Here is a 25,995-nt window from a genome sequence, read left to right on the forward strand (position 1 = left end):
GCCGGTTGCGATCAATAATGGAAGAAAAGCAATGAGAATGTTGTATACACCGGAGCGTGATGACAGCTTAATCAATATCGGTGACGAAAAAAACGTAACGATTAAATATTGAACAACATAAATTGCAGGACAAAATGCAACGATAAAAAAGTGGCTTACGATATGAATCCCCGCACACCACGAGTTCGGTTTTGTTCTGATATACAGCAAAAAAAACACGAGCAAGCTAATAATAAAATACATAAACACAGCACTTGAAAATAATTATCATTTTCAATGATATGTAAATATTCCCTTACTTTCAATGGTGTTTGAGCTATTAATGTCATCGTTATTATCAATCAACACAATAAGTAAAATTATCAGTAATTCCAGTCCTAAACGTTTGCGTAATCGCTAACCTTCTCTTAACCTTGATTTGAGGCTTTTATCACGGTTTTTCCATTGATATAGTGCGTCCATACAACAAAAAAAGACCATTCGAGGCATGGAGCTTCCTCATTAATCTCAAGATGAGAAGAATTGGTACCGACAAAATTCGGCAGATTTTAAGAGGGTCAAAAAATGGACATGAATATGGTTGAGATTTTAGGTTATGCAGCGTCAATCATGGTCGCTATTTCGCTAACTATGAAAGATATTGTTAAGCTTCGTATCCTTAACTTTATTGGTTGTGCGCTATTTACCGCTTACGGACTAATGATTGATTCTTGGCCTGTAGTACTAACTAACGGTTTTATTGCTTGCGTTAACATCTACTTCCTAGCAAAAATGCAGCAGGAAAAAAAAAGCCTAGAGCCTGAGAAAGCGCAATAGCATTCAAACAATAAAAGCCCGCAAATCATAAGATTGCGGGCTTTTGCTTTTAACATTCCCTTTCTATCACAGCATCCTTAAACGAGCGCTAACGAACCCAGCTAAGTGCTAGTGTTTCTCGACGAGAAAACATGTCCACATGCGATGAAATGATCGCCTTAACCGTATTCAGTTTCTCTTCTGAATCCGCCTCACAGGTTATAGTTAAGCTAGATGCACAAAGGTTAAACTCAGCTTTTCCCGTCGGAAATGTCACCAAACCGCTATTTTCATTCCAAGTAGCAGGAACTTTTCGTCCAAAATGCCGACAAAGCGTCACTAAGTATTTGTCAGCGTGTTCGCTATCTATTCGGGTGCTTTCTTTAATCATGAACTTACTCGTTACTTTGAAACGTCCTATGAAGAACCTTGTTAGAATTGATAAGCTGCAGAGAGCTTGAAGTTGCGACCCGGCTCGTAGTCATCAAGCGTGAAGCCACGTGCAGTACCAGAACGAGACGCGTGAGAGCTGTACAACTCGTCAAATACATTATCAATACCAAAGGTCACCGACAGTCCATCAATATCAGACGGCACCCATTGAGCGTATAGATTATGTACATCATAACTTGCTTTCTTTGGCTGACCATCAAAGACGTTGTCTTCCTCTAGAACAAACATTGAGTTCCACCCGAAGATCGTTTCTAAAGCGTCTGACTGGTAATCCAAAGTTAGAGCAATGCTATCACCCATATCAATGCTACGCCCATTGCCCCCAGCAACAGGACCACCAGTATTCTTGTTTTTGGTGTCCGACTTAGAGTAAGAAAGTTTGCTGTTAAACTTGTCGTAACCATAAGAAGCACTTGCTTCAAAGCCTTTAATCTCAACATCACCTAAGTTGTAAATCAGGTAAGTTTGAGTCGCGTTTTGATACTGGTCTGCAATGTAATCATCAATTTCCGTTTGGAATACCGTAATATTCGCCCCAAAGAAATGCTTATCAAAGGTTTTATCAAAACGAACACCACCCTGCGTGTTCAATCCCGTTTCTGGCTTTAGCCCATCCTCTAAAAATGCAACGTCTTGGTAAGCAATAAAGGTTTCCATTAGCTCTGGACCTTTAAATAGAGAACGTGCACTCGCAAACAACGTCCAATCTTGAGTCACCGCCCACTCTGCTGCTAGAGCCCAAGTCACATCATCATAATTACTGGTTCCTGTCTCAGCTTTGCGTTTGTAATCATCAAAGCGCATACCTGCGGTAATAAAGAAGGCATCAGAGAAGAAGAACTGATCTTCTACAAACAGTGCGGTTGAAATCGCCGATTCGTCCATAAACTTACGACTACCGTAGTAACTCGAAGACGTTTTATCCATGTAGTCGAAGCCATAAGTGACTCGATTATCAAACTCACCTAACATAACATCTGACTGGAATTTGCCATTCAAACCAAAGTTTTGGTTTTTGGCGGTGTTCTTTGATAAACGGTTCGAGGGCCAACGAGGGGCCATCACCGTTTCGTCACGTTTAATTTCTGTCTCGGTATTATAAAGAGTGACGTTTCCTTGGTGTTGTTCGCCTCGCAACTCGTAACTCAAGGTAACGGTATCGCGGTCATAATCCGTAGGGATAAGTAACTTGCTCGACAGGCTATTATTTGCACTACCAGACATATCAGGACGCGGACTGTAATCTCCACTGTCTCGGTACAGGTCATAAGAGAGCTCAAAACGATGGATGTCATTTAGTTCATACCCCAGCTTAGCCAGAATGTTGTAAACATCACCTGCAGCACCATAGGTTTTATTGCCATCACCATCTTCAAAATCATCACGCGTAACGTAATGGCCATAGACCATCGCATCAATGTTTTCGGACAAAAGTCCGTACAGTGTCAACGAACCTTGCTGGTTGTCGTTAGATGCATAGCCGCCATAAACACGCGCACCAAACTTTTCATCGTAACGAAGTAAGTCACGAGCGTCTTTCGTTTCAAAGTAAACCGAACCGCCTAACCCGTTTTGAGTCACAGAGTTATTACCTACCTGAATGTCCGCAGATTTGAGAATGTCAGGGTTCAGCGTCAAGTTACCAATATGATGGAACATGCTCGCATGCTGAGAAGCACCGTCAAGACGAATGTCCAAATCGGTTTCGCTCAAACCACGAATCGTAATACGTTGATTCACAGAGTGTGTTCCACCAACATCTACACCGGGAATATCGCGCAGTAAATCAGACATATGATCCGCTTGCTTCAGTGACATGTCGTCCGCAAACATCGACTCAGTGTTGCTGGAAACTTTCGTTCCCCATACAACGACCTCTTCAAAATGTGACTCAGTATCTTGAGCTAAAACAGGGGTTGATAGCGCCATTCCCACTGCAAGGCAAAGGCTTGAAAGCTTGATAGGTGAACAAGCAGGGCTTTCCATAACTTAACTCCTAAATATTAATGATAATAATTCTCAGGTATAATAAGCATGAGTTTTATAAATACAAAGGCGATTCGGTTATGCGAAATCGCACAAGTGTTATGAGGAAGTGTCAAATGCAGGAAGTCACAACAAAACGAACTAAAATTGCCAAGATAGCTTTAACCCAAAGACTAGAGGCGACAGAGAAACAATGGATTGTCACGCAAGGCCAACCTTGTCAAACTCAACTGGCCGAAGGTAAGTTCCTATCATATCAGTATAATGATCAAATTTTTGTTCATGGTGGGCGTTGTCTAGAACTTATTGATTCGAATATTGTTTCTACTGCACACGCCTCACTGCTGGTCACTATTCTTTTAGAAGGTAGACTCTCGTTTGGCTACGACGATTTGCAATTTGATTTAGACGCGAGCGACGGCCCTAAGGGTGTAGTGGTGAACTTACTCAAACCTGCAAATTTTCGTCGTTCACTGCTCAAAGATAACCTCATTAATAAGATCAACATATTGGTTAAGCCCCAATGGCTAGAGGCCCGCCTTGAGCAAAATTGTAGTCATCGAGCCTTTTTTAACTCTCATCAGGCGTTTCAACAGTTGGAGCTTAACCAGACGCTATGCGAGCTGGCTGACACGTTAACAAATAGAGAAACACCGCAAGAGTTCCAAGAGAAGCTAGAGGTCGAAAGCTTGATCTATCAAATATTACATCAAGCCACCAAGCAAATTCCTAAGAATTTCAGTGCTAAAATCAGCAGTATTGAACGACACATTGATGGTCGGATTGAGGATATTGTCAGCTATATTGAAACTCACCTTGATCAAGAACTACGCTTGGAAAAGTTGGCGAGCCAATTCTCAATGAGTGTTTCAAACCTGCAGCGCCGATTTAAACAATCACTTAATATGACCATAAACGGCTACATTCGTTTTCGACGTCTTGAGATTGCTAGGCAACATTTGGAACGTGGCCTAGTAACGATAACAGAAGCCGCCTATGAAGCCGGATACCACCACCCTTCTAACTTCACTTATGCCTTCAAAAAGGCATTTGGTGTGCCACCACATGAAGTGATTAAAGAGTAAGGGGACTCTAGGTAACTGACTGTTATTTAGGAGTGTCTTATCCACAACATCGGTATATACTCGCCTTAAACGTTATGGAGGTTAAACATGAATATTGGTGCTGTCGCGAAGCTCACAGGGCTTTCATCTAAGTCGATTCGATTATATGAAGACAAAGGGATCATATCTCCACCAGCGCGTAGCGACTCTGGCTATCGCGAATATTCAGATAATCATATTCAAGAGCTTAACTTGGTATCACGCGCAAAAAGCGCAGGCTTTTCGTTGCAAGAATGCAAAGAGTTCGTACAACTTGCTCATAACCCCAACCGCAAAAGTAGCGAAGTAAAAGCAAGAACCATGGACAAACTGAGAGAGGTTGAAGAAAAAATTGCACACCTCATGGAGATCAAAACGCAACTTGAAGGTTGGGTTTCTTCTTGTCCTGGAGATGCAGAGAGCCGATGCCCAATCATAGACGAGCTCACCAAGTAAGCCCGCCTATCTATTGATCTCGTTAAAAACGAACTAGCTCGCTTAATGATAGGTACACATGCGCTTACCGTTTAACTCTATGATGTTAAATGGCGTTTCATAGATGTCCTCTAGCGTAGATGCTTGAATAACCTCTTCAACCGCACCACTCGCCACAACCTTGCCTTTCTTAAGCGCCAATATGACATCTGAGTAACACGCCGCGAAATTAATATCATGAATCACGACCACCATGGCTTTATTCATGTCATGGGCTAACTGCTGTACAACTTTCATGATCTGAAGAGAGTGTTTGATATCTAAGTTATTAAGAGGTTCATCAAGAAAGACATAATCTGTATCTTGTGCAATCACCATAGCAATAAATGCAAGCTGTCGCTGACCACCACTTAATTCATCCAAGTATTTGTCTTGAATATCTTGCAAATCTAAGTAGTCGATCGCTTGTTCTATGACCTCATGATCTTCTTTAGTCAGATTTCCTTTAGAGTATGGGAAACGACCAAAAGAGACTAACTCTTTTACGGTAAACCGCATTGTAATCGAGTTAGCTTGGCGAAGTACTGCCAGTTTTTTCGCTAGCTCTTTTGTGTCCCATTCCGCGATTTCCTTGCAATCAATGATAACACTACCGCCATCTCGCTCCGTTAAGCGCGAGGCCATAGATAACAGCGTGCTCTTTCCCGCGCCATTTGGACCGATAATCGATGTTACCTTGCCCTTTTCAAACTGAGTATTGGCCTCGTCTACGACTTTGTTTGAACCAAAAGCCTTCGTTAATTTGTCTATTACTATCATATTTATACAACTTTGTTTTTCAGCAGCAGGTATAAGAAATACGCACCGCCGATAAAGTTAATTACGACACTCAACGTCGTCTCAAAACTGAACACGTTTTCAATTATCCATTGCCCAGCAAGTAGTGAACTGATGGATAGAAACGAACATCCGACCAATAGCGTTTTATGTTGGTAACTTCGGAACATTTCTCGGCTTAAGTTGGTCACTAGTAAACCAAAGAACATGATTGGCCCTACCAAAGCCGTAGAAATAGCAATCAAAACCGCCGAGATAATAAACACATTTCTCGTCACTTTAGGTACATCAACACCCAAGCTTTTCGCATTGTCTTGGTCGAGCCAAAACACATCTAAAGTGCGATGCATCCTAAACAACAACCAACATGCAAACATCAAAGCCGGAGCACTAAAGTAAACCAAGTTCACTTTGACATTATTGAAACTGGCGTACAGTTTCGACTGAACAATTGCATATGTGTTTGGGTCCATCAGCAAAGAAAAGAATGACGCCGCATTGGAAAATAGCTGACCAAAGATCAAGCCGACCAATAGCAACGTAATCAAGTTCTTGCTTCCTTTTGAAAAGTAAAACCCAAACAGCAGTAGCGAAAACGACACCATTACAATTACTGCAATCGCGAAATTGACGTACAAGTTAAGAACTAAGGTACTCAACCCACCAAAAATCAACACGATCAAAATTTGGGTTAACACATACAGCGCATCAAAACCCATGATACTTGGCGTTAAAATTCGGTTGTGCGTAATGGTTTGAAATACAAGTGAAGACTGAGCAATGGCCACACCCGCTAGCACTATCGCCAATACTTTAGGAACTCTACGAGACAAAAAATATTGGTAGTTGTCAGCCGTTAGCCCAATACCAATAAACAAACACGCGAAAAGAATCGCAATGCCACCTAGCAGCAGGATTTTCGTTGAATCACGCATGTTGCTTACCTCGCAACAACATAGCGATGAATACCATGCCACCCAATATGCTAATCACGATAGAGATTGGCATTTCATGAGGGAAAATAATTAAACGACTCACCAAGTCGCAACACAACACTAAAATGGCCCCATACATGGCCGTAAGCGGAATGTTCTTTTTGAGGTTATCGCCATAAAAGTGACTCACGAGATTAGGCACAATCAGCCCTAAGAATGGCAACTGGCCAACAATCATCACGACACTTGCTGACATGATGGATACCAATAGCACGCCAATCGTCACAACCTGCTGATAATTTAAACCCAAGTTTATCGCGAAATCTTTTCCGATACCTACGGCAGAGATCCTTGCGGCAAAAAGATAGCTGAGGATAACCATTGGTACCGCGATGTACAGCAGTTCAAAATCACCACGCAAGATGTTGGCGAAGTTTGCTACTGTCCAAGCATTCAGACTTTGAAGTGCATCATATTTGTAAGCGATAAACGTAGTCATGGATTGGATGACATTGCCGAAAATAATCCCGACAAGAGGCACAAAAACCACGCTCTTAAATTGAATGCGCTGAATAAAGAAAACAAACGCTAGCGTCCCAAATACCGAGATGCCGAATACGAGCCAAAGGTGATTGTCGTTACCAAAGAAAACCACGCTCAGTACGTAGCCCAGCATGGCACATTCGATCGTACCAGTTGTAGAAGGTGCAGCAAATCGGTTCTGGCTGATTTGCTGCATGACAAGACCCGCAATACTCAAGCCAGCACCAGCAAGCAGTATGGCAAATAAACGTGGTATACGGCTGGTAAAGAAAAGCTCTAATGCTTTCTCATCACCTGAAAAGAGTTGTTGGGGCGTCATGTTTGCCACCCCAACAAATAACGAAACCGTGCTTAAAACCACAAGGGTTAGCAATAACTTCTTCAAAGTTAACCTCTGCTATCTTGGATTACAGTTCAACGGTTTGCTTTATCTCACTGACCATTTTTTCTGTTGCTGTCACACCAGACATCGACAAATACCACGCGTCCACATCTAAATAAGTGATTTTGTGATTTTTATATGCTGCGGTCGCTTTGACTAAGTCGTTATCCATGGATTTACGAATATCGTTATCCGGCGTACCTGTCAGAGAATTTCGGTCAACCACGAGAATATTTTTCGGGTTAGCTTCACGAATAAACTCATAAGAAATGACATCTCCGTGAGTGCCCGTTTTCACGTGCTCAACCGTTTCCAAGAAGCCAAAGTCGTTATAAATGACGCCAAATCGCGACTGGGCACCAAACGCGCTGATGTTGTCACCCATGCTCAAAATCGTTAGTGCATCATTTTTGTTCGATTGGTTGTAGTCACGGATTGCTTTGAATTGAGCATCTAGCGCTTCAATTTTCTGCTCTACTTTTTCTTCGATATTGAAGATCTTACCAATATTGCGCCATTGCGCTTGCGTGCCTTCCCAATAGCCTTGGTTCTCTTCCGCCGCAAAAACAACTGTAGGGGCAATTTCACTCAGCTCTTCATATTTCGCAGACGCTCGCGGACCAACCAAAATCAAATCCGGTTTTTGCATGTAGATGGTTTCAAAATCAGGTTCAAACAAACTACCCGCAGAGGTGTAGTTATCTTTGCTGTATTTTGAAAGGTAACTAGGAAGATTAGACGAGTTAGATACTGCAACAGGATCGATACCAAAGTTGTCCAGCGCATCTAGCGGGCCAAAGCCAATCACAACCACACGCTCTGGGGATTGTTCTAGCTCTGTTTGACCCATGTAGTGGTCAATCACAACTTTAGCAGCGAAAGAAGGAGAAACAGTAAATAACGACAGCATAGCCGCACCGACGAATTTTTTCATTTTGTTAAGCCTTAATGAGATCTATTATCATACGCGTTCGCAATATAACGCTACTCTTTAATGCATTCAACAAAATTTAAGGTACTTTACATTAGTTACGTTTACTCAAGACTTAGATATATCAAAGACTTATAAAACCCATCAGTTTCAATACCTGGGCGTATCATTCATGCGCTTCAATAAACGCTTTGAGTGCCAGCTCATCAATAATCTCCAAACCGTTGTCCGTTTTTGTAATCAATCCCTTTTCAATCAAGTCCTTAACTGCACGTCGATAGACTCGGCCTGAGGTGCCAAACCGCTCAGCCTCTTGGTTCACTTTATCAAAGCCACCAAGGAGCTTATCCGTCTGATTACGGACGAGAAGATCATAGGCAATGTTGTAAGTAATGGGATGCAACAAACGACTAGTGTAGATATCCATGGAGTCTTGATAATCCTCAGCCAATGCTGAAGCGAAGAACACCATCATTTGGGGATAATTTTGCAGTGCTTCGGTTAGTTTTTGGATACAGATAACATCAACCTGCATATGTTCATCTGCTATCACATTCCATTGACAAGGAGTCCGAGTGAAGAACTCCATTTCACCATAAATATGATAGTCGCAGTTAGCTTCCCCTAATTGAAAACGTCGTCCATTTGCGGCCAATATGTTCATCGAGACTCGACCTACTGGCACAACATACAAGTACTGAAGTTGCTCACCTTGGCGGAGAATTGCTTCCCCAGCATCAAAGTAACGCGAATTTATTTGGCATTGATAAATCAAATCGCGAAAGGTGGCACTCTTTTCTTCAAGGTATGTTTTGAAGCGACCAGTCGGATAAGGGCTGATTTTCATTTTCTGCTCTCTCAGAAAAAGTTACGGACAACTATTTAAGGTGGATTGTACCCCGTAACTCCAAATAAAAAAGCGACAGTGACCTGTCGCTTTACATCTATTCTGTTTATGTGACTTACTGAGATAAAGACTGGCTAACGCTGAGCAACCAAGGCTTCTAATGCCGTAATCGCGGCGCTCTTCTCACCTTGCATCATTACTTTGGCTTCATCAACGTACTGACCAACACCTTCTTTCACATCTTGTTGATACAGCACCACGTTGTTTAATATCGAAGCCACATGAAGGCCTCGTAGTCGACCGACCGTAAACAGCGCAGAGGTTTCCATATCGGCACCTAAGATGCCTTTTTTGTTCCAATGTTGGCATATTGCATCTTCGTCATCGGTATAGAAACTGTCGTGAGAACGCACCACACCAAAATGATAATGCACTTTTTGCATCGACAAGTAACGCTCAACTTCCTTTAACAGTGAAAAGCTTGCGTAGGCTGGATAAGACGAATCGACATACGCTTTAGAGCCGCCCTCATCTCTTACCGCGCCTTCGGCAATGATCAACTCGCCAAGATGAATGCCTGATTGCATTGCCCCCGCCGATCCAACGCGTACCACATGAGTCACACTGCACTGTTTTAGCTCTTCCACTGCGATGATCATCGATGGCGCACCTATACCTGTACTACATACTGAAACAGGCTTGCCTTTGTAGTTGCCGGTAAACACACGGTACTCGCGGTTTTCCGACACCATTTCTGCATCATCAAATAATGCCGCGATACGATTCGCTCGATCTGGCTCGCCGCATACAATAACGAAGGGAGCGATTTGTGTTTCATCCACTCCGATATGAGGTTGTTTGGCCATTCTTCGTTCCTTACGCAGCAGCGTGCGCTAAGGTTTTATCGCCATTGCGCTTAGCGCTACGAGCCCATTCACGCGTGCCATTGGCAGCGATGAACATAAGAATCGCGTACTGAACAGACATTGCGTAAACACCTTGCGTCGCGTAGATACCCACACTGATAATGTTAATCACGACCCATAGAATCCAGTTTTCGACGTATTTACGTGTCATCAGAATTTGTGCAACAACAGAAAGTACTGTCATGGTTGCATCCCAGAACGGAAACGCGTCAGGTTCAAGCACCGGTTCAGCCAAGCCAGCACCAAAGAGATTCAAGCTATCAACAGCAATGTTTGCTAGCGCAAAGAAAAATGGGTCGATATAGATCGTTAATAATGCGATACATGCAACGCTAATAGAGGCAGTAGTAATAAGTTTCTGTTTATTTAACCAGCGAACTTCCAGCGTTTCACCTTGTGCGTTTGGACGGGTCCACGCATACCAGCCGTAAATGTTCGCACAGAAGAAAAACAATTGAAGAAGCAATAATCCGTATAACTGAATTTGAAAAAAGATAACGGCAAAAAGCGTGACATTCAGCAAACCGAATAAGTAGTTGATGGTTTTTTCTTGGCTGGCAAACCAAATGCAAAGCAGTCCAAAAACTGTACCGAAAGCTTCGATCCAACTCATTGCGTAGCCGTCGCCGATCGGAATGTTAACGAGAGTATTATTAATATCGAGTAAGGCAAAGAGGTCCATAACATGTCCTTTATTATTTTGTTTGGAATACGCTTATATTAGAGCGTGATCCCCAACAAAAAGGAGGACATTTGTCCTCCTCTTGATGCACTCGATCATAATTCAGTTCAATGTTTACTTGAAAGCAATAAATGATGCTATTGAACGATGTTGGAAATAGACGTGCCTATGAATCCAAGCCTAGATAGCGTTTTTTGAATGCAGAAGCTGATGCAAATAAAGCTGACGCCAAAAGTGTAATAATAAAGCCAATTGCGTACTCAAATGCTTCATTAACCAGTAGCTGATAGCAGCTCACAAAAAAAATCAATACAACTGTAATAACATTAACTCGGTGAAACCAAGGGTGTTTTACAGACAACTTAGCGTAACCTTTTGATAACATTTAACTAATCCGCCAGACAACAATTAATAGTTTTATTTATAATCAACGACGATAGTAAGGCTTTATCGTATAAAGAGAAACGACTTTTTTAATTTTTTAGCTCAACATCACACGTCATTCAGTGACGTTTGACTTTAACCTCTTGACGCTTTTTCGTTCCACTAGAGTCGGTTCTAATTGTACGACCTGTGCCTCTGCTGACTTTTCATCCAACTTTCGGACAAGAGTCTCAACGGCAGCCTGCCCCAAACGGTACTTAGGCTGATGAATGGTAGTTAGCGATGGCGACATAAATTTCGCGATATGGATGTCATCGTAACCAATAATGGATAGGTCGTCCGGCACTTTAATACCGAGCTCATTTGCGGCGTTAATCACACCCATCGCCATCATATCGTTAGAGACGAAAATCGAGCTGGGTAATGCGCCACGCTGAGCCATTTTTTTGAACGCTTGATACCCACCCTCACATTCGAAGTCCGATTCAATGATCCAATTGGCATTAAATTCCAAGCCCGCTTCGTTCATTGCTCGCTTATAACCTTCGTATCGCATTTGCGCTTGGTGTTTAATCAAAGGGCCAGTGATGCACCCAATTTCGGTATGGCCGCAATCAATTAAGTATTTCGCCGCTAAGTAACCGCCACGAAGTGAGTTGTCTTGGATTTTATCGCTTGTAAATAGCATCGGCCCCCAGTCCATTACCACAACTGGGATATCTGGGTAACGCTCAAATACATCGATACGCTCTCCTTCTAGCGACGAGCACATCAAGATCAAACCATCGACACGCTTTTGCAATAGCGTATTAATGGATTGACGCATACGTTCGTTATCACCCTCGGTGTTACATAAAATGAGGCTGTAGCCTTTTTGGTAGCAGCTGCGTTCGACGCCTTTTACGACTTCGCCAAAGAATGGGTTGGTTGAGGTTGTCACGAGCATACCAATGGTTTTGGTACGATTAACTTTGAGGCTACGCGCCAACGCAGAGGGCGCGTAGTAGTTAAGCTCTTTTGCGGCATTGTTAACGCGTTCAGAGATCTCTTCGCTCACAAAACGCGTCTTGTTAATAACATGGCTCACTGTTGAAGTGGAAACCCCTGCCAGTTTTGCGATGTCTTTCATCGTCGCCATGTTACTACTCCTATTTTAATGAGGCGTTGTGCGCCTCATTGTTCAGCGAGAAACGCGTCCACCTCTTCGCGGGTTGGAATCGACGTTTGCGCGCCAAAGCGGGTCACAGAAATTGCAGCCGCCGCATGTGCAAACTTAATCGCTGATTCTAAAGGTAAATCTTCTAGGAGACCAGTGACGAATGCCCCATTAAATGTATCGCCCGCTGCGGTAGTATCCGTCGCTTCAACGCGGAAACCCGAGATGATTTCGCCTCGACCGTTTTGGCTTAACCAAACGCCTTTTGCACCGAGTGTGATCATGACAATTTCTATACCTTTACCATGTAGCACATTCGCCGCTTCTTGCGCGCTTTCGTTGTCTGTTACAGTAATACCTGTCAGAACTTCAGCTTCCGTTTCATTTGGTGTAATCACGTCAATGCAAGACAGTAATTCATCTGACAGTTCGCGAGCTGGCGCTGGGTTCAGAATGACATTGGTTTTGGCATTTTTCGCGATTCGCGCAGCTTTCTCAATGCCGCACATCGGCGTTTCCAATTGCATTAGCAAGTAATCTGCTTGGCGAATACGCTCTAAATCTGGCTCAATCGCTTCTGCTGTCAGTTTGGCGTTCGCTTCAGCTGAAATGCAAATACTGTTCTCACCACTGTCCGACACTTGAATCATCGCGATACCTGTCGGGCAATTTGGCTGCATCTTCACACCAGTGATATCGATGCCGTCCATTTTGAAGTTTTCGCGAATGTTAATGCCGAATGAGTCGTCGCCCACACAAGCGATAAAACCTATGTCTGCATTTAATCGCGCCGCCGCGACGGCTTGGTTGGCACCTTTGCCACCTGGGATAACTTGATAGTTGCGACCATGCAGCGTCTCGCCTGGGCGAGGGAAAGAAGGCACTTGAAGAACATGGTCAGCGTTTACACTACCTAACACCACTAACTTATTCATACGGTTATCCTCGGTTCTGAATGAACCCTTTTTAAAAACTGTTTAGGAAAATACATTAGATGACTTTAACTTCTCTTCCTGACGAAGGAGTCTCGATAAAAAGCCAAAGGCATCTATACCCCACACTTTGCAGTATTTTGGGTAAGTTTGCCCTCACCTCCTAAACGACAGATATAAACGGAGGAGAGAGCAAAAATTAGGATGATTTATTGGAACTTGAAACTTACTTAGTGACTACTTTTAGTGGTACTGGGATGTACTCTTCTACTTCTTCACCTTTCAAAACTTTGTCAGCCGTTTCAACACCTAAAGCACCGATAAGGTCTGGTTGCTGAGCAATAGTTGCCGCTAGTTTGCCACGGCTAACTGCTGCAATGCCGTCTTCCGTACCATCAAAACCAACGATAACGACATCTTTGCCAGAAGCTTGAACTGCGCGAAGTGCACCTAGCGCCATTTCATCATTCTGTGCAAATACCGCTTGTACATCCGGGTTAGCCGCTAGCAGGTTTTCCATTACGTTTAGACCTTTTGTGCGGTCAAAGTCAGCTGGTTGGCTAGCAAGAAGATCCATATCGCTGCCCTTCACGGCATTCATAAAGCCTTCACCGCGCTCACGCGCTGCCGATGTGCCCGCAATACCTTCAAGTTGAATGACTTTTGCTTTTTCGCCTACTTTTTCCATGATGTAGTGGCCTGCCATTTCACCACCAATTACGTTGTCCGACGCGATGTGACTCACGACTTCACCACGGCTTGCACCACGGTCTAATGTCAACACAGGGATCTTAGAACGGTTCGCCATACGAATTGCATTAGACACTGCATCAGAATCCGTTGGGTTGATAAGAATTGCTTTTACGCCGCGAATACTTAAATCCTCGATGTTCGACAGTTCTTTACTCGGGTCATTTTGCGAGTCCAGTACAATTAAGTCGTACCCCAATTCTTTCGCTTTTGCTTCCGCACCGTCTTTCATCGTTACGAAGAACGGGTTGTTTAGCGTCGAAACCACAATCGCCATGGTATCTTGAGCTTGCGCCGCTACCGATACGGTTGAAGAAAGAAGTGCAGCAGAGATAAGAGTTGCAAGTTTTTTCATCGTTCTAGTCCTTTGTGTAGGGTGAGCCAGTACACGTCCCCTGACTCGGTTTGTATTCACTGTTTTATATATACAGATTGTTATGAATTACTTGTTTTTGTTGTCTACCAATACCGCAAGCAAGATAACCACTGCTTTTGCAATCATTTGGTAGTAGGAAGAAACATCAAGTAGGTTAAGTGCATTGTTCAAGAAACCGATGATCAGCGCACCAATCAAGGTACCCATGATACGGCCTTTACCGCCCATCAAGCTGGTACCGCCAAGAACAACCGCTGCGATAGCGTCTAGCTCGTAGCCCATACCTGCTGTTGGCTGCGCCGAAGAAAGACGAGACGTTACGATAATACCTGCAAGCGCTGCTAGCATACCGCAGATGGCGTAGACACCAATCTTCACTCGGTCTACATTGATACCTGATAGGCGAGTCGCAGACTCATTGCCGCCTAGTGCGTAAACATAGCGACCAAAGCGCGTGTGGTTAAGTAAATACCAAGCCGCAGCGAACACAACCACCATTAACCAAACAGGAACTGGAATGCCTAGCGCGTAGCCAGTACCAAACCATGCGAACGCATCCGCGGTGTCAGTAAAGCCTGTCGAGATTGGACGACCTTCGGTGTACACCATGGTCACACCGCGTAGTAACGTCATGGTAACTAGCGTAGCGATAAATGCCTGCACCTTACCCTTCGCAATAATGATACCGCTGATCGCACCTAACGCTGCACCTGCGACTAAAGCAGTTGGAACCGCCACTAGCACCGGAACCTCAAGCGCAATCATGCTTGCCGCAAAGGCACCACACAATGCCAATACCGAACCAACACTTAAGTCGATGCCTGCTGTTAAAATAACTAATGTCATACCCACTGCGATAATGGCATTCACGGAGGTTTGACGAAGAATGTTGAGAATGTTGTCGACCGTAAAAAAGTTCGGGTTCAAAAATGACACAACAACGATCAGAAAGATCAAAGCTATCAGTGATTTTTGCTCAATCAGCCACTCTTTTGTGAACAACTTCTTGTTGCCAGTTTCGGTTGGTTTGCTCATGGTATTCGTACTCATGCTGCTTCCTCATTGATCTCTTTGCCTACGGCACAGGCGAGTAATTTTTCTTGATCGGCGTCTTTCGCATCAAATTCGCCAGTGATACGACCTTCATGCATCACTAAAATACGGTCGCTCATGCCGAGCACTTCAGGCATCTCGGAAGAAACCAAGATGATGCTCATGCCTTCGGCCTTAAACTTGTTGATGAGCTGATAAATCTCTTTTTTTGCTCCGACATCAACACCACGTGTTGGCTCATCCAGAATCAGAACTTTAGGTTTCGTCATTAACCCTTTCGCAATCGCAACTTTTTGCTGGTTACCACCAGATAAGTTGCCGATGATTTGATCTCGCGTTGGGGTTTTAATGTTGAATAACTTAATAAAATCTTCCACTGCAATCACTTCGTCGCTGTGTTGAATCTGGAAGCCTTTGGTCAGCTGGTTTAGCGAACAAAGTGACATGTTCTCCTTAACTGAAAGACCTAAAACCAAACCATCGCCTTTGCGATCTTCAGAGATGTAAGCGATACCATTTGCCAAGCCATCTTGCGGGCTAACCGGGTTAATAGTTTTGTTATCAAGATTGATAACACCATGCTCACTAGGTAATGCGCCGTAAATGACTTTCATGAGTTCAGTGCGGCCTGCGCCCATCAAGCCAGAAATTCCAAGAATCTCACCACGCTTGAGAGTAAAGCTCACATCCTGAACGCCAGATCCAGTCAAACCAATGACTTCAAGACAAGCTTCGCCATGTTGGACATCAATACGTGGATATTGCTCTTCTAATTTTCGGCCAACCATCATTTCAATTAGGCCATCTTCATCAGTGTCGGACACCTTGCACTCACCGATAAACTTACCATCACGAAGTACGGTAATGTCGTCACAAATTTCAAAGATTTCTTTAAGACGATGCGAAATGTATACGATGCCGCATCCTTGCTCGCGAAGCTCATTAATCACTTTAAACAGTGATTCCGTTTCGGTATCGGTCAATGCGTCCGTTGGCTCATCCATAATGATGACTTTCGACTCAAACGAAAGTGCCTTTGCAATTTCCACCATTTGTTGTTCACCAAGGCTTAAATCGCCAAGCAATGTTTTTGATGAGTGCTTGACATTGAGACGTTTTAAAAGCTTGTCAGCTTCGTCATACATTTTGCCCCACTGGATACGCCCTAAGGATCCAGTGAACTCTCGTCCCAAGTAAATATTTTCGGCAATCGTCAGTTCAGGAATCAGGTTCAGCTCTTGGTGAATAATACTAATACCAGCTTCCTGTGAATCGCGTGGCCCTTTAAAGGCCGCCGGCTGACCTTGATATTGAATGCTCCCCGTATCCATGTGGTAAATGCCTGTCAACACCTTCATTAACGTTGACTTGCCTGCTCCATTTTCACCCATCAGCGCCATAACACGGCCTGGATAAACATTCAGGCTTGCTTTGTCGAGTGCTTTTACGCCCGGAAACGCCTTCTCAATTTCGCTTAGTTGTAGAATGGCTTGAGTCATAATCTGTCCTCAATATCTCTGGCTTAAAAAACCACGCCCGCTTGGAAAATAACGTTCGCATATGGCGAGCATTCGCCGGTTCTTACGATAGCGCGACTTTGCGCCGTACGTGCTTTAAACGCTTCATGTGACACGTAGCTCACTTCAATAGATTTGCCCGTTTCTTCACTCTCTTTGCTCAGTTCGTTGAGCAACGCTTCATGCAAAACTGGGCTTGCATCAGAGAACTCTTCCGCAATGATGACCCCTTCGATTTGGGACTCAGATAGAATTACGCGAACAGTATCAAGAAAACTTGGTACCCCATGCGTTAGCGCCAAATCGATTCGCTGAACATGCTCTGGGATTGGTAGACCAGCATCACATATCGTGATCTCGTCGGTGTGGCCTAGCGTCGCCACCAAGTAAGAAATATCTGAGTTAATTAGGGTACTTTTTTTCATCTCATCGACCTTTCGGTTACACGTTCATACAACCATGAGCGCCTGTCTTAAAGTGTTTTCGTTATTAACAGAAAACTCATCGAAACGTTTCGATGAAATAATAATTCGTCATCGCAATTTGACCAGTGTGAGATCGATAAGGTGTGAGAATGATCTGTAATTCAATTGTCATTGAATAGGAAAAGTGCACTTGAGTCACACTTTACCATCGAAACGTTTCGATGATGGTATTTACCTGTCATTACGGTTAGGTTTTATACAGGGAGGAAGGAAAAGAGACGTCCAACTACTGAGAAAACCTCTAGTTAATAAGCTCGAAACCTTTCACGTCATCACAATTCTTAGATAGCTGCCTGATTTTGGAGAACGCTCACCTTACAATCTGGTTACAATTTGCCAAAACACATCATCCGTTCAGTACCTTACCTGGTACGCGACGTTTGTAGGGACACAAACGGAAACTAAGAACCATAATGAAGTTAAGCAATAGAGTCATTTTGCTTGTCGCGCCAGTGATCTTATTAAGCGCGTTAGTATCTAGCTATATTATTTATAGCATTCAAAAAGTGACGCTCATCAAGCGGGAAGACAGCTATATTCAGTTGCAAATGGAAAAGCTCGCCGGGCAGTTTCGACAAGCGAATATTTTTCTTAATAGTTATGCCTATACGCTCAGTAAAAGTGATGTATTACAAGACTATTTGGTAAATCATAACAACCCCTATCGTGAACGAGTCTTGTTTAACCGATTAGACGAGACCGCTGAAGTATTGAGCCATGGTTACAAAGGCGATGCGAGCATGGCGATCCTCGACGGCAAACAAAACCTTCTCTACTACACAGAAAACAAATATTACGAATCATCGGGCGTGGTCGACCCAAAGGTGTTAGAGTACATATCACGAAGTTTCAATGAGAGAGAGGCTTTCAGTCACACTGGCTTTATTTATAACTCCAGTGGACAAAGCATTCTTCTTCAATATGAGGTCGTCGACAAAAGAACGGGGACTCACCCTTTGAGCTTTGACTCGAAAAATGTGTTTTTTGTGGTAGTTTCCGTATCACTTGAAGCCTTTAACGAGATTAAGCATGACATCGAGTTTGACACACACAGCGTGATTACTTTCGCCGACAAACCCATTTATCTTGATATTCCTCTCGCTCAAACCATTGAGCTGCTGCCGCACTTTTATGCCGTGCTTTCTCCTGCCGAATATTTAATGTGGAATAAAGTCGATAAAGTGTGGCTAGAACTTGCTTTCTCCTTTGGCGTAGCGGCGTTTTTCACCATCACATTAATCATTTTGGTGTTGTACCGCTATGTGTTGCGCCCTGTTTCTCGCCTTGATAAGCAGCTGAACGAACTTGAATCTAATCAACGTGACAATATTGAAAAGCTAGAAACAAACGATGAAATAGGACGCCTCTCTGCACGCTTTTTTGATATGTATGAGGAACTTAATGTCATCTATAAAAAGACAAAACGCCTAGCTGAAACGGATCACCTGACGCAACTCGCCAATCGCCATCGTTTTCATGAGCTTGCCACTCGTGAACTTCTCTCCCCTTCGCAGTTTCTGTGGGTTGTTTACGTCGATCTTGATAACTTTAAATACGTGAATGATAAATACGGGCATGAATTGGGAGATAACTTATTAAAAGTGTTCTCATCACACATCAAGAATGCCTGTCAAAAGTTCTCGCACGATTACAACAGCCCCTGCTTTGCCGCCAGGTTATCTGGTGACGAATTTGCAATTTTGCTGAGCTCAAATCAAGAGGTAAAACGCTTGCCTGATTTGCTTGCATCAGAGTTACTAAAACCGATTAGTAATCTCAGTTCATCTTGGAGTAATTCATTTCCCGTTACGGCAAGCGTAGGTATTGCACAATATCCTCAAGACGGTACTGACATCGCGAAGTTACTCTCCAGTGCCGATGCGGCTATGTATCAAGCAAAACGGGCAGGGAAAAATCAATACGCCTATTATTCAGCCGCTCTCAATATTGAGTCTCAAAGACGAAGTCAACTTGAACGTGCGCTCCGAAAAAGCAATGTAGAGGAAGAATTTCACCTTGTTTTTCAACCCTATATGAACAATCGAAGCAACGAAATTGAGGGGTTAGAAGTCTTGTTGCGCTGGGAAGCCGAAGGTATCGGCCCTATCCCTCCAAAGGAGTTTATTCCAATTGCTGAGCAAGCCGGATTATTTGATAAAATTGACCGCTGGGTTTTCGCCAATGCAACGGCGGAATACCATCAATTAAGGAATATTTTCGGTAAGAATATTGTTCTTTCGGTCAATCTTTCATCAGCAGAGCTAAACTCGATAGAAATGGCAAACTACATCCATGAACAAGCGACACTGCACAGTGTTAAACCAGAATGTATTGAGATAGAAATAACCGAAACCTTTGCCGCAGAACAACAAGGCACGGCTCTACTTGATGAGCTATCAAAACGTGGCTACCGTCTTGCAATTGATGACTTTGGTTCTGGTTACACATCGTTAACTCAGCTCGTTCAGTATCCGGTTCAAAAAATCAAATTTGATCGAGAGTTCCTCGTTACATTGATGAAGACCAACAACGGCCATGTGATCAAACCTATTATTGAGCTATGCCATGCCCAGAATAAAACGGTTACAGCAGAAGGTATTGAACACAATATGATGCATGAATGGCTATCGGCATACCGCTGCGACTATATGCAAGGCTATTTATTTGGCAAACCAATGACTAAAGAACAATTGAGCTTGTGGTGGCAATCGGCAAATGACGACAGTCGATTTGATGCGTCCATGGCCAGCTCAATTAGGGTTTCAAGAACATAAGTTAAGGGGAGACGTACAGCTGTCACAACTGTGGCGGCTGTATTTAGTTATATATGAGCTTCATTGATAGATGCTCAGCTTTTGTTCCCCCATACCTATATCTATGACTTTAGTCGAGTAAATCACTATTTATTCGTTTTTAAACCAGCACTTCCTTGAAATCCAAACCGGTCAAATTCAGCGCTTTGACGCTATCGTACAAGCCACCTTTTTTGTCCGTGCAAAACGTTCTGAGCCCAGCACCTTTTACTCTGAACAAGTCAGATTCATTAACGGCTTCCCTATTCAAAACGAGTTTCTTAAACGGTCTAGCACGACTTAGCTTACCATGACGAAGATTATACTCGGTAGCAGAGGTATCAATGGCATCAATTTGAGTGACAATGTTTAATGCTCGCCAAGGCTTTCCTTGTAGATTTAATGGTAAAAATTCGACATTCTCGCTCAACACATCGAGCTTATCCGCAATAGAAGCGGATACAGCAAGAGTAAAAGATCCCCATGCTGCAATATCAGGCCTGGGTAATGGCTTTTCACCCTTAACGTCTAACCATTCAATATCAATACTTTTCCAACTGGCTTTAACAGACTCTCCATAGAGTTGGATAGGTTTGCTTGCCGTTACTTGAAGAGACATTTCCAATGGCGACTCTCGCAACATTGCAAAATCATTAACATTGGGAGTGACAATAAACACTTTATTAAATGCTGTCATAACCGTCCTTAAATCAATTTGAGCGCTTTCAAACCAAACATAATAAATAGAGTTTACTTTCATGTTCAAAAATTTAATGAATTCAGATCTGGCGTTCTTATCTTTTAATTTCTAAGTTTTATTATTTATATATTTTAATCCACACGATAGAATTATTTTTTAAATTTTTACTATGTACCCTTCCTTATGTAATCGAATAAATTAGAGAATAAACAATAGCACGCATCACTTCACTTTTTTCGAGCTCATCACTCTCACTTAAACGATACATTCACAAGTTCAATTTTTGTACGACTTAGACTTGGCTTTGTCAATCGTGAATTAAAAACAACCGATTCACCGCTGTTTTACTGCCTTTTCTTACCACCCTGTTGTTTATTCATACATTATAAATGCACTTATACACATAACGATTCGGCGTTACGATTTGTTACGAGTTAAATCACAAACTTTTGAGGTATTGGATAAAGCGTAGAAAAAGAAAACACATTGAAATAAAAAGAGTTTCTAAAGTACGAAAAATAAAACGCCGTTTTTATAAATTAGCAACTTCACAAATATCCTTAAACACAGTTTTATTAATTACATATATCAGATATTATTTACGCCGAAGTTTATAGAAACCATCGTTAAACTTCATATTTTATATAAGTTTCAATTAGTTAGTTTTTAACTCGAAAACTTATCGTCAACCCAATATCAAGCACCTAAGCGTGCAATAAGAAACATTGGGAATAGAATTATATTGATGTGCATGTTGTTTTAACGAATGCATGAAGCAATCGGTAAATTTGTAACACCATAGAGTTTTATTTAGCCAAGATGAAAAAGTTAATTTTATTATTTACATGTGCGCTGTTGTCTGTCTCACCTTTTGCTTTTGCAAAACAATCAGATAACGAACCCAGGGATCATTTACGACCAAAGCAAGTTGAACATGTGTTTAAACAAGCCAAGCTAGATGGCATAGTAGACTTTAAGTTGTTCAGTGACGCTTACATCGCTTATCAGAAGACACCCGATAGAAAGAAGTCGGTACTAACGATCATCGACTATAGTAAACCATCAACTGAAAAGCGTTTTTATGTGGTTGATTTAGATAAAAAGAAGCTAATCTACAATACGTATGTTTCTCACGGCGTGAACAGCGGAAAGAAAACAGCGACACAGTTTTCAAATGTCGTGAACTCGCGAAAAACATCATTGGGCACTTTTTTGACTGATACCACTTACTACGGCTCAAATGGCTATTCACTTCGATTAGATGGGCTAAGCTCTGGATTAAACGACAAAGCTCGCGAGCGTTACATTGTCGTGCACGGTGCCGATTACGCAAACCCTTCCTTTATCAAGAAGAATGGATACCTCGGACGCAGTTGGGGTTGCCCTGCTTTACCAAAGAAGTTGTCTCGCGAGATCATTGACACTATAAAAGGCGGCAGCGTTATTTACGCAAGCGCGTAATACCGATGCGACACATATGGGGAAGACAAAAGAAGATTCTATTTCTTCCCCAGTAATAATCCTGTTAGCTTAATCGTCCTTGTGCAACGACTCTCTTTCCATTTTCGCTTACTCGAAAGCGAAAACTATTGTGTTATTCGCTGATATACCTAAGTGCGATCAGAAAACTCTGTTCATCCCCCTTCCATCTCGTTAGTATACGCTGAGTTCATCAGACACTGGCTTTCGTCGTTATCATAGTTCCACTAAGATTCCTTAATCATGGTGGGTAACTGTGGCTTTATATGTTTAGGGTTACTTCTTGCGTTATCTACACCATATATTATTGATGCTTTCTTTGTCCCTGCTCTCAGGGCTCATCACAGCGTCATATGCGCATGAGTGGCACCACACCAAACATTACACTTCCGAGCGCCTACTTAAACTCTCTCAACAAGACGATTTTGAGCTAGCACACACTGATTTTCATGCCTCAGCTTCTCTGAGCTCTTGGGGTTCAGAAAGTTACTACCTACATATAAAGCGCGAGTTGTTCGGGCTTGTCTCCTGTCGCCGAACATCAGCTACTGATGGCGTTTTATCATCAGATTTTACTCCTGATTATTTTTTACTTATTGCTTTCTCTTCTCCACCACTACTGGAGTTGGCAAAACAAGCATCTCGCTTACCTCTAGACAGTTATGGCGGACTCATGAGTCAACGCTCTCTTTATCGCCTCTCAGGAAGAAAGGAAGCGAACTTAATGTACGTCTTTACTCATGGTCGCAACGCCTTCTCTGTTGTTTAACTTTTTATGACATACAGAGAACACGAAAATGTAACGATAAGAGCCAATATGCTCATTGTTACTAGAACCAATTTGAGGTCCATATAATGACAAGAATCGCTACAACCATCGCACTAGCATTACTATTTTCAGCGGGCTCAACCTTTGCAAACACAGAAACTAAGCCAGAAGAAATGAGTAACGACACTCTGTTAGAGTGTGCCAACGTTTCTAACGCACGTATTGCAGTTCCGGAACACAGAGCGATGTTCAGACACTACTTAATGTCTGAGAGAGACTACAGCTTTGACCAGCTATCGTCTGCCGAACTTGAATTTAAAGCAGCAGATAAGAATGAGTCTGAAGTAGAGAACATCTACAAGTCTCAGTGCAAAGAAGTTGGCGAATACCTATATAGCATTGGCTATTAAATTCGAAACCCTAACGACACTCAAAAAGAAAGGCGCAATGTATGCGCCTTTCTTTTTACTGATAAAAACCTGTCGATTAGATGTCTAATCTGCATACAAGCTTAAAAGTGCAAATCAAGTAAACTTACTGAGAAAACTCAGACACATCCTTGGGTTTACAGAACGCTCGACGTGCTTTAACAAACAAGAAACTAAGCACTCCAATCACAAAAGTAATTATTGGTGCCGCCATTAATAGCATTGTGATTGCTTTGCTCATATTTTCCGGTAGCAAAGGAAGTAATGAACCAAAACCGCATAATATCAGCGTCCATAAAATCGCACTCAGCCACGCAAAGTAATGGAATTTACTAAGACGTTTCACTCGCAACCCCATCATTAATGGCAATAGGGAACGAACAACCGGAATAAACCGCGCGCACAAAAGCGCAACCAATCCATGTTTACTGAGTAATACGTCGACTTGTTCCAAACGCTTTTGAGGAACCGCACTCACCCAGCCTTGGACCTTAGGTAAGCGATTTAGCCACTTGCCTTGTAAATAAGCCGCCCAACTTCCCAACCCCGCACTAACAGCTATTACCAACATGATCATAATTGGGTCAAGGACGCCAACCGCCGCCAGCGTACCGGATAATACGACGACACTGTCGCATGGGAAAGGTGCAGCAGGAATAAAACCACTTTCCAAAAAGATAATCACAGCAACAACAAAATAAACCAAACCTGCACTGCCTGGCGCCATTAACGCCGTGAAATCTTGATGCCAAAAAGCACTCAAGACCTGAATGATCGAATCAAACATAAACCGCTCCTAAGCATAATTAACCAAAAGTTGCAAAAACATGGAATGTGTTAGCGAGCATGTATAAAGCGGTATATCAAATTCGATTCTTTTCTCACGCCGATTCTGTATTTAAAGTGAGTAAAAATACTTTCAATACAACAACCTAAAGCCTCATTGCCGATGCGTTTTAGCCGCTTCATCGAGTAAATTGCCGAACGATGCGCCCACCATGCTACATCAAGCATTTCAAACCATTCGGGTTCTACATCGTCGTTCGAGCTCATTTCCTTAGCATGGCTAACCCTCAATACATTCCGGCTGTTTAAACTCGGGTAGTCTAGTTGTATTGGAGAGATAGGATGTTCTGAAAAGTGCTTCGACTTAGCGTCAACAGCAATATTCTGGTTATGAAAGGAAAGAAAATTTGGGTGTGAGTGCGCCAGGCTCATGCTCGGAGCCAACAAGCAGAAAAGTAGTCCGAGTAAAGCAATCAGGGTCGTACGCACAAAGGTAACCAAAACCAAAATAATAAGTTCTTTTAACCCTGTGCGTAACTATTGGCAATTAGTATTCTTAATCGTTAAGAATACTAATTATTTTTCACCGTAAGGGTAGCTTTCAAACATCTTCGCGATTTCTTCTTGGATGAGAGATTCTCTTTTCTCAGAGCTCATTGACTCAGACAGTTTACGACTTGAAACGCCTTTCCAAACGACTTGATTAGCCTTTGCATCAACCAGTTCAACCACCAACTTCCCATATTTACGTTCTTTATATCTTTCTGGGCTTGAAGTGATCACACCAAAGCTATTCCAGCCATAGCCAAAGCTCACCGACGATCCTGAAGAAACAAGCTCGGATTCTTCTACGATATCATGATGTACGTAAAGGTCACCGCCACTATTTACCTTAATTAAACCCTTACCCTCAAGCTGTTCAGCAAGCCCTTGCTCAATACGTCGACCATCAATACTGGTAGGAGCTTCCGCCTGAGCACCGAAGTCAAACGTTCTGTAAGCTGAAAAGTCGGCTTGTTTATCTACATCGGTTGTAACGGTAGTACAAGCAGATACCAGCATCACCACCAGCCCTAATATCAAACCTCTCATCATGTTAAATCTCCTTTGGTTAAGCTGACTGTTTCAGCAGAATTACCCTGTGTTATACATACGCATCAACAGTAAAAAGTAATCATTTCAATATCTAGTCTTGACCATGAAACGTGACTGTTCAATAAACGAGATTAACCTTTACACAGAAAATCTTGAATATCATCAACATCTAAACACCTAAGAATTCGGTGTTTACGACCTAATTGGAAGCCTCTAGGCTTAGTAACGAAATCGCGAGTGCCACAAAAAACCAGAGACAATGAACACTTTAACATCAGTCCGCTACTTTTTTAGGCAACTGACAAACATTTGATGAGAAAAGACTTTTCTTTTTCGTCCAGTGTGGCATATTAACCGAGTACTATCGATGCGCGGGCATCGTATAATGGCTATTACCTCAGCCTTCCAAGCTGATGATGCGGGTTCGATTCCCGCTGC

26 protein-coding genes are annotated in these 25,995 nt (G+C 42.7%); 7 read left to right on the forward strand and 19 right to left on the reverse strand.

Translation table 11 applies throughout. The features are described 5' to 3' along the window. Positions 1–564 precede the first annotated feature (564 nt). The gene (locus R7P35_RS05020; protein ID WP_005376619.1) at positions 565–816 is read left to right on the forward strand and encodes a YgjV family protein; all 252 of its coding nucleotides are present in this window, start codon (positions 565–567) and stop codon (positions 814–816) included. Positions 817–904: 88 nt separating this feature from the next. Here R7P35_RS05020 and R7P35_RS05025 read toward each other — a convergent pair whose 3' ends face one another. Further along, positions 905–1,186, reverse strand: a complete 282-nt coding sequence (locus tag R7P35_RS05025) for a DUF2218 domain-containing protein (protein WP_005376622.1) — start codon at positions 1,184–1,186, stop codon at positions 905–907. A gap of 41 nt (positions 1,187–1,227) precedes the next feature. Next, positions 1,228–3,234, reverse strand: coding sequence for a TonB-dependent siderophore receptor (locus tag R7P35_RS05030; RefSeq protein ID WP_213904453.1), 2,007 nt, complete (start codon positions 3,232–3,234; stop codon positions 1,228–1,230). 116 nt (positions 3,235–3,350) lie between these two features. On the opposite strand from R7P35_RS05030, the gene R7P35_RS05035 reads away from it, so the two are divergent. Then, positions 3,351–4,319: a helix-turn-helix domain-containing protein gene (locus R7P35_RS05035; RefSeq protein WP_213904452.1), complete on the forward strand. Its 969-nt coding sequence runs from the start codon at positions 3,351–3,353 to the stop codon at positions 4,317–4,319. 87 nt (positions 4,320–4,406) lie between these two features. Next, positions 4,407–4,793, forward strand: a complete 387-nt coding sequence (gene cueR, locus R7P35_RS05040; protein WP_005376627.1) for a Cu(I)-responsive transcriptional regulator — start codon at positions 4,407–4,409, stop codon at positions 4,791–4,793. Between the two features lie 42 nt (positions 4,794–4,835). Here the strand turns inward: cueR and vctC are convergent, their stop codons facing one another. From vctC to rbsD, 13 genes are all read right to left on the reverse strand, one after another. Continuing rightward, positions 4,836–5,591, reverse strand: coding sequence for an iron chelate ABC transporter ATP-binding protein VctC (gene vctC / locus R7P35_RS05045; protein ID WP_017635379.1), 756 nt, complete (start codon positions 5,589–5,591; stop codon positions 4,836–4,838). Positions 5,592–5,593: 2 nt separating this feature from the next. Further along, positions 5,594–6,544 carry an iron chelate uptake ABC transporter permease subunit VctG gene (gene vctG / locus R7P35_RS05050; protein ID WP_005376631.1) on the reverse strand — a complete coding sequence of 317 codons (951 nt, stop codon included), beginning with the start codon at positions 6,542–6,544 and terminating at the stop codon, positions 5,594–5,596. Then, entirely contained in the window at positions 6,537–7,472 is a 936-nt protein-coding gene (gene vctD / locus R7P35_RS05055) for an iron chelate uptake ABC transporter permease subunit VctD (RefSeq protein WP_130546284.1), read from the reverse strand. Before vctD ends, vctG begins: the two co-directional genes overlap by 8 nt. A gap of 22 nt (positions 7,473–7,494) precedes the next feature. Beyond that, on the reverse strand, positions 7,495–8,403 hold the full coding sequence (locus tag R7P35_RS05060) for a siderophore ABC transporter substrate-binding protein (protein ID WP_213904451.1): 909 nt from the start codon (positions 8,401–8,403) through the stop codon (positions 7,495–7,497). Positions 8,404–8,566: 163 nt separating this feature from the next. Next, positions 8,567–9,247 (reverse strand): Crp/Fnr family transcriptional regulator, encoded by a 681-nt coding sequence (locus tag R7P35_RS05065; protein WP_213904450.1) that lies wholly within the window; start codon positions 9,245–9,247, stop codon positions 8,567–8,569. A 134-nt stretch (positions 9,248–9,381) separates the two neighbouring features. After that, the gene (locus tag R7P35_RS05070; RefSeq protein WP_213904449.1) at positions 9,382–10,113 is read right to left on the reverse strand and encodes a nucleoside phosphorylase; all 732 of its coding nucleotides are present in this window, start codon (positions 10,111–10,113) and stop codon (positions 9,382–9,384) included. Positions 10,114–10,123: 10 nt separating this feature from the next. Then, positions 10,124–10,855 carry a nicotinamide riboside transporter PnuC gene (gene pnuC / locus R7P35_RS05075; RefSeq protein ID WP_025767870.1) on the reverse strand — a complete coding sequence of 244 codons (732 nt, stop codon included), beginning with the start codon at positions 10,853–10,855 and terminating at the stop codon, positions 10,124–10,126. Positions 10,856–11,354: 499 nt separating this feature from the next. After that, a complete protein-coding gene (locus R7P35_RS05080) occupies positions 11,355–12,377 on the reverse strand; it encodes a substrate-binding domain-containing protein (RefSeq protein WP_262656110.1) in 1,023 nt (340 codons plus the stop codon). A 35-nt stretch (positions 12,378–12,412) separates the two neighbouring features. Beyond that, positions 12,413–13,330 carry a ribokinase gene (gene rbsK / locus R7P35_RS05085; protein ID WP_213960652.1) on the reverse strand — a complete coding sequence of 306 codons (918 nt, stop codon included), beginning with the start codon at positions 13,328–13,330 and terminating at the stop codon, positions 12,413–12,415. 223 nt (positions 13,331–13,553) lie between these two features. Then, positions 13,554–14,432, reverse strand: coding sequence for a ribose ABC transporter substrate-binding protein RbsB (gene rbsB / locus R7P35_RS05090; protein WP_213960653.1), 879 nt, complete (start codon positions 14,430–14,432; stop codon positions 13,554–13,556). Between the two features lie 87 nt (positions 14,433–14,519). Further along, positions 14,520–15,503 (reverse strand): ribose ABC transporter permease, encoded by a 984-nt coding sequence (rbsC, locus tag R7P35_RS05095; protein WP_005382618.1) that lies wholly within the window; start codon positions 15,501–15,503, stop codon positions 14,520–14,522. Continuing rightward, positions 15,500–17,005 (reverse strand): ribose ABC transporter ATP-binding protein RbsA, encoded by a 1,506-nt coding sequence (gene rbsA / locus R7P35_RS05100; protein ID WP_213916884.1) that lies wholly within the window; start codon positions 17,003–17,005, stop codon positions 15,500–15,502. Before rbsA ends, rbsC begins: the two co-directional genes overlap by 4 nt. A gap of 23 nt (positions 17,006–17,028) precedes the next feature. Next, positions 17,029–17,448 carry a D-ribose pyranase gene (gene rbsD / locus R7P35_RS05105; protein WP_005382620.1) on the reverse strand — a complete coding sequence of 140 codons (420 nt, stop codon included), beginning with the start codon at positions 17,446–17,448 and terminating at the stop codon, positions 17,029–17,031. A 473-nt stretch (positions 17,449–17,921) separates the two neighbouring features. On the opposite strand from rbsD, the gene R7P35_RS05110 reads away from it, so the two are divergent. Further along, positions 17,922–20,282 (forward strand): EAL domain-containing protein, encoded by a 2,361-nt coding sequence (locus tag R7P35_RS05110; RefSeq protein ID WP_025767875.1) that lies wholly within the window; start codon positions 17,922–17,924, stop codon positions 20,280–20,282. 139 nt (positions 20,283–20,421) lie between these two features. Here R7P35_RS05110 and R7P35_RS05115 read toward each other — a convergent pair whose 3' ends face one another. Beyond that, complete coding sequence (locus R7P35_RS05115) at positions 20,422–20,997, reverse strand: imm11 family protein (protein ID WP_025767876.1); 576 nt, start codon at positions 20,995–20,997, stop codon at positions 20,422–20,424. Positions 20,998–21,819: 822 nt separating this feature from the next. Here R7P35_RS05115 and R7P35_RS05120 point away from each other — a divergent pair. The 3 genes from R7P35_RS05120 (at position 21,820) to R7P35_RS05130 (ending at position 23,658) form a co-directional block, all read left to right on the forward strand. Beyond that, positions 21,820–22,461, forward strand: coding sequence for a murein L,D-transpeptidase catalytic domain family protein (locus R7P35_RS05120; RefSeq protein ID WP_025767877.1), 642 nt, complete (start codon positions 21,820–21,822; stop codon positions 22,459–22,461). Between the two features lie 328 nt (positions 22,462–22,789). After that, complete coding sequence (locus tag R7P35_RS05125; RefSeq protein WP_017633653.1) at positions 22,790–23,248, forward strand: hypothetical protein; 459 nt, start codon at positions 22,790–22,792, stop codon at positions 23,246–23,248. Between the two features lie 86 nt (positions 23,249–23,334). After that, complete coding sequence (locus tag R7P35_RS05130; RefSeq protein ID WP_042522561.1) at positions 23,335–23,658, forward strand: hypothetical protein; 324 nt, start codon at positions 23,335–23,337, stop codon at positions 23,656–23,658. A 124-nt stretch (positions 23,659–23,782) separates the two neighbouring features. On the opposite strand, the gene R7P35_RS05135 is transcribed toward R7P35_RS05130, so the two are convergent. From R7P35_RS05135 to R7P35_RS05145, 3 genes are all read right to left on the reverse strand, one after another. Next, positions 23,783–24,463 (reverse strand): DedA family protein, encoded by a 681-nt coding sequence (locus R7P35_RS05135; protein WP_258458583.1) that lies wholly within the window; start codon positions 24,461–24,463, stop codon positions 23,783–23,785. A 50-nt stretch (positions 24,464–24,513) separates the two neighbouring features. After that, positions 24,514–24,894 (reverse strand): hypothetical protein, encoded by a 381-nt coding sequence (locus tag R7P35_RS05140; RefSeq protein ID WP_017820318.1) that lies wholly within the window; start codon positions 24,892–24,894, stop codon positions 24,514–24,516. A 144-nt stretch (positions 24,895–25,038) separates the two neighbouring features. Continuing rightward, entirely contained in the window at positions 25,039–25,557 is a 519-nt protein-coding gene (locus R7P35_RS05145) for a DUF4136 domain-containing protein (RefSeq protein ID WP_005382627.1), read from the reverse strand. Positions 25,558–25,995 lie beyond the last annotated feature (438 nt).

The organism is Vibrio sp. Vb0304 (genome assembly GCF_033338995.1).
In the GTDB taxonomy this organism is placed as follows: domain Bacteria; phylum Pseudomonadota; class Gammaproteobacteria; order Enterobacterales; family Vibrionaceae; genus Vibrio; species Vibrio alginolyticus.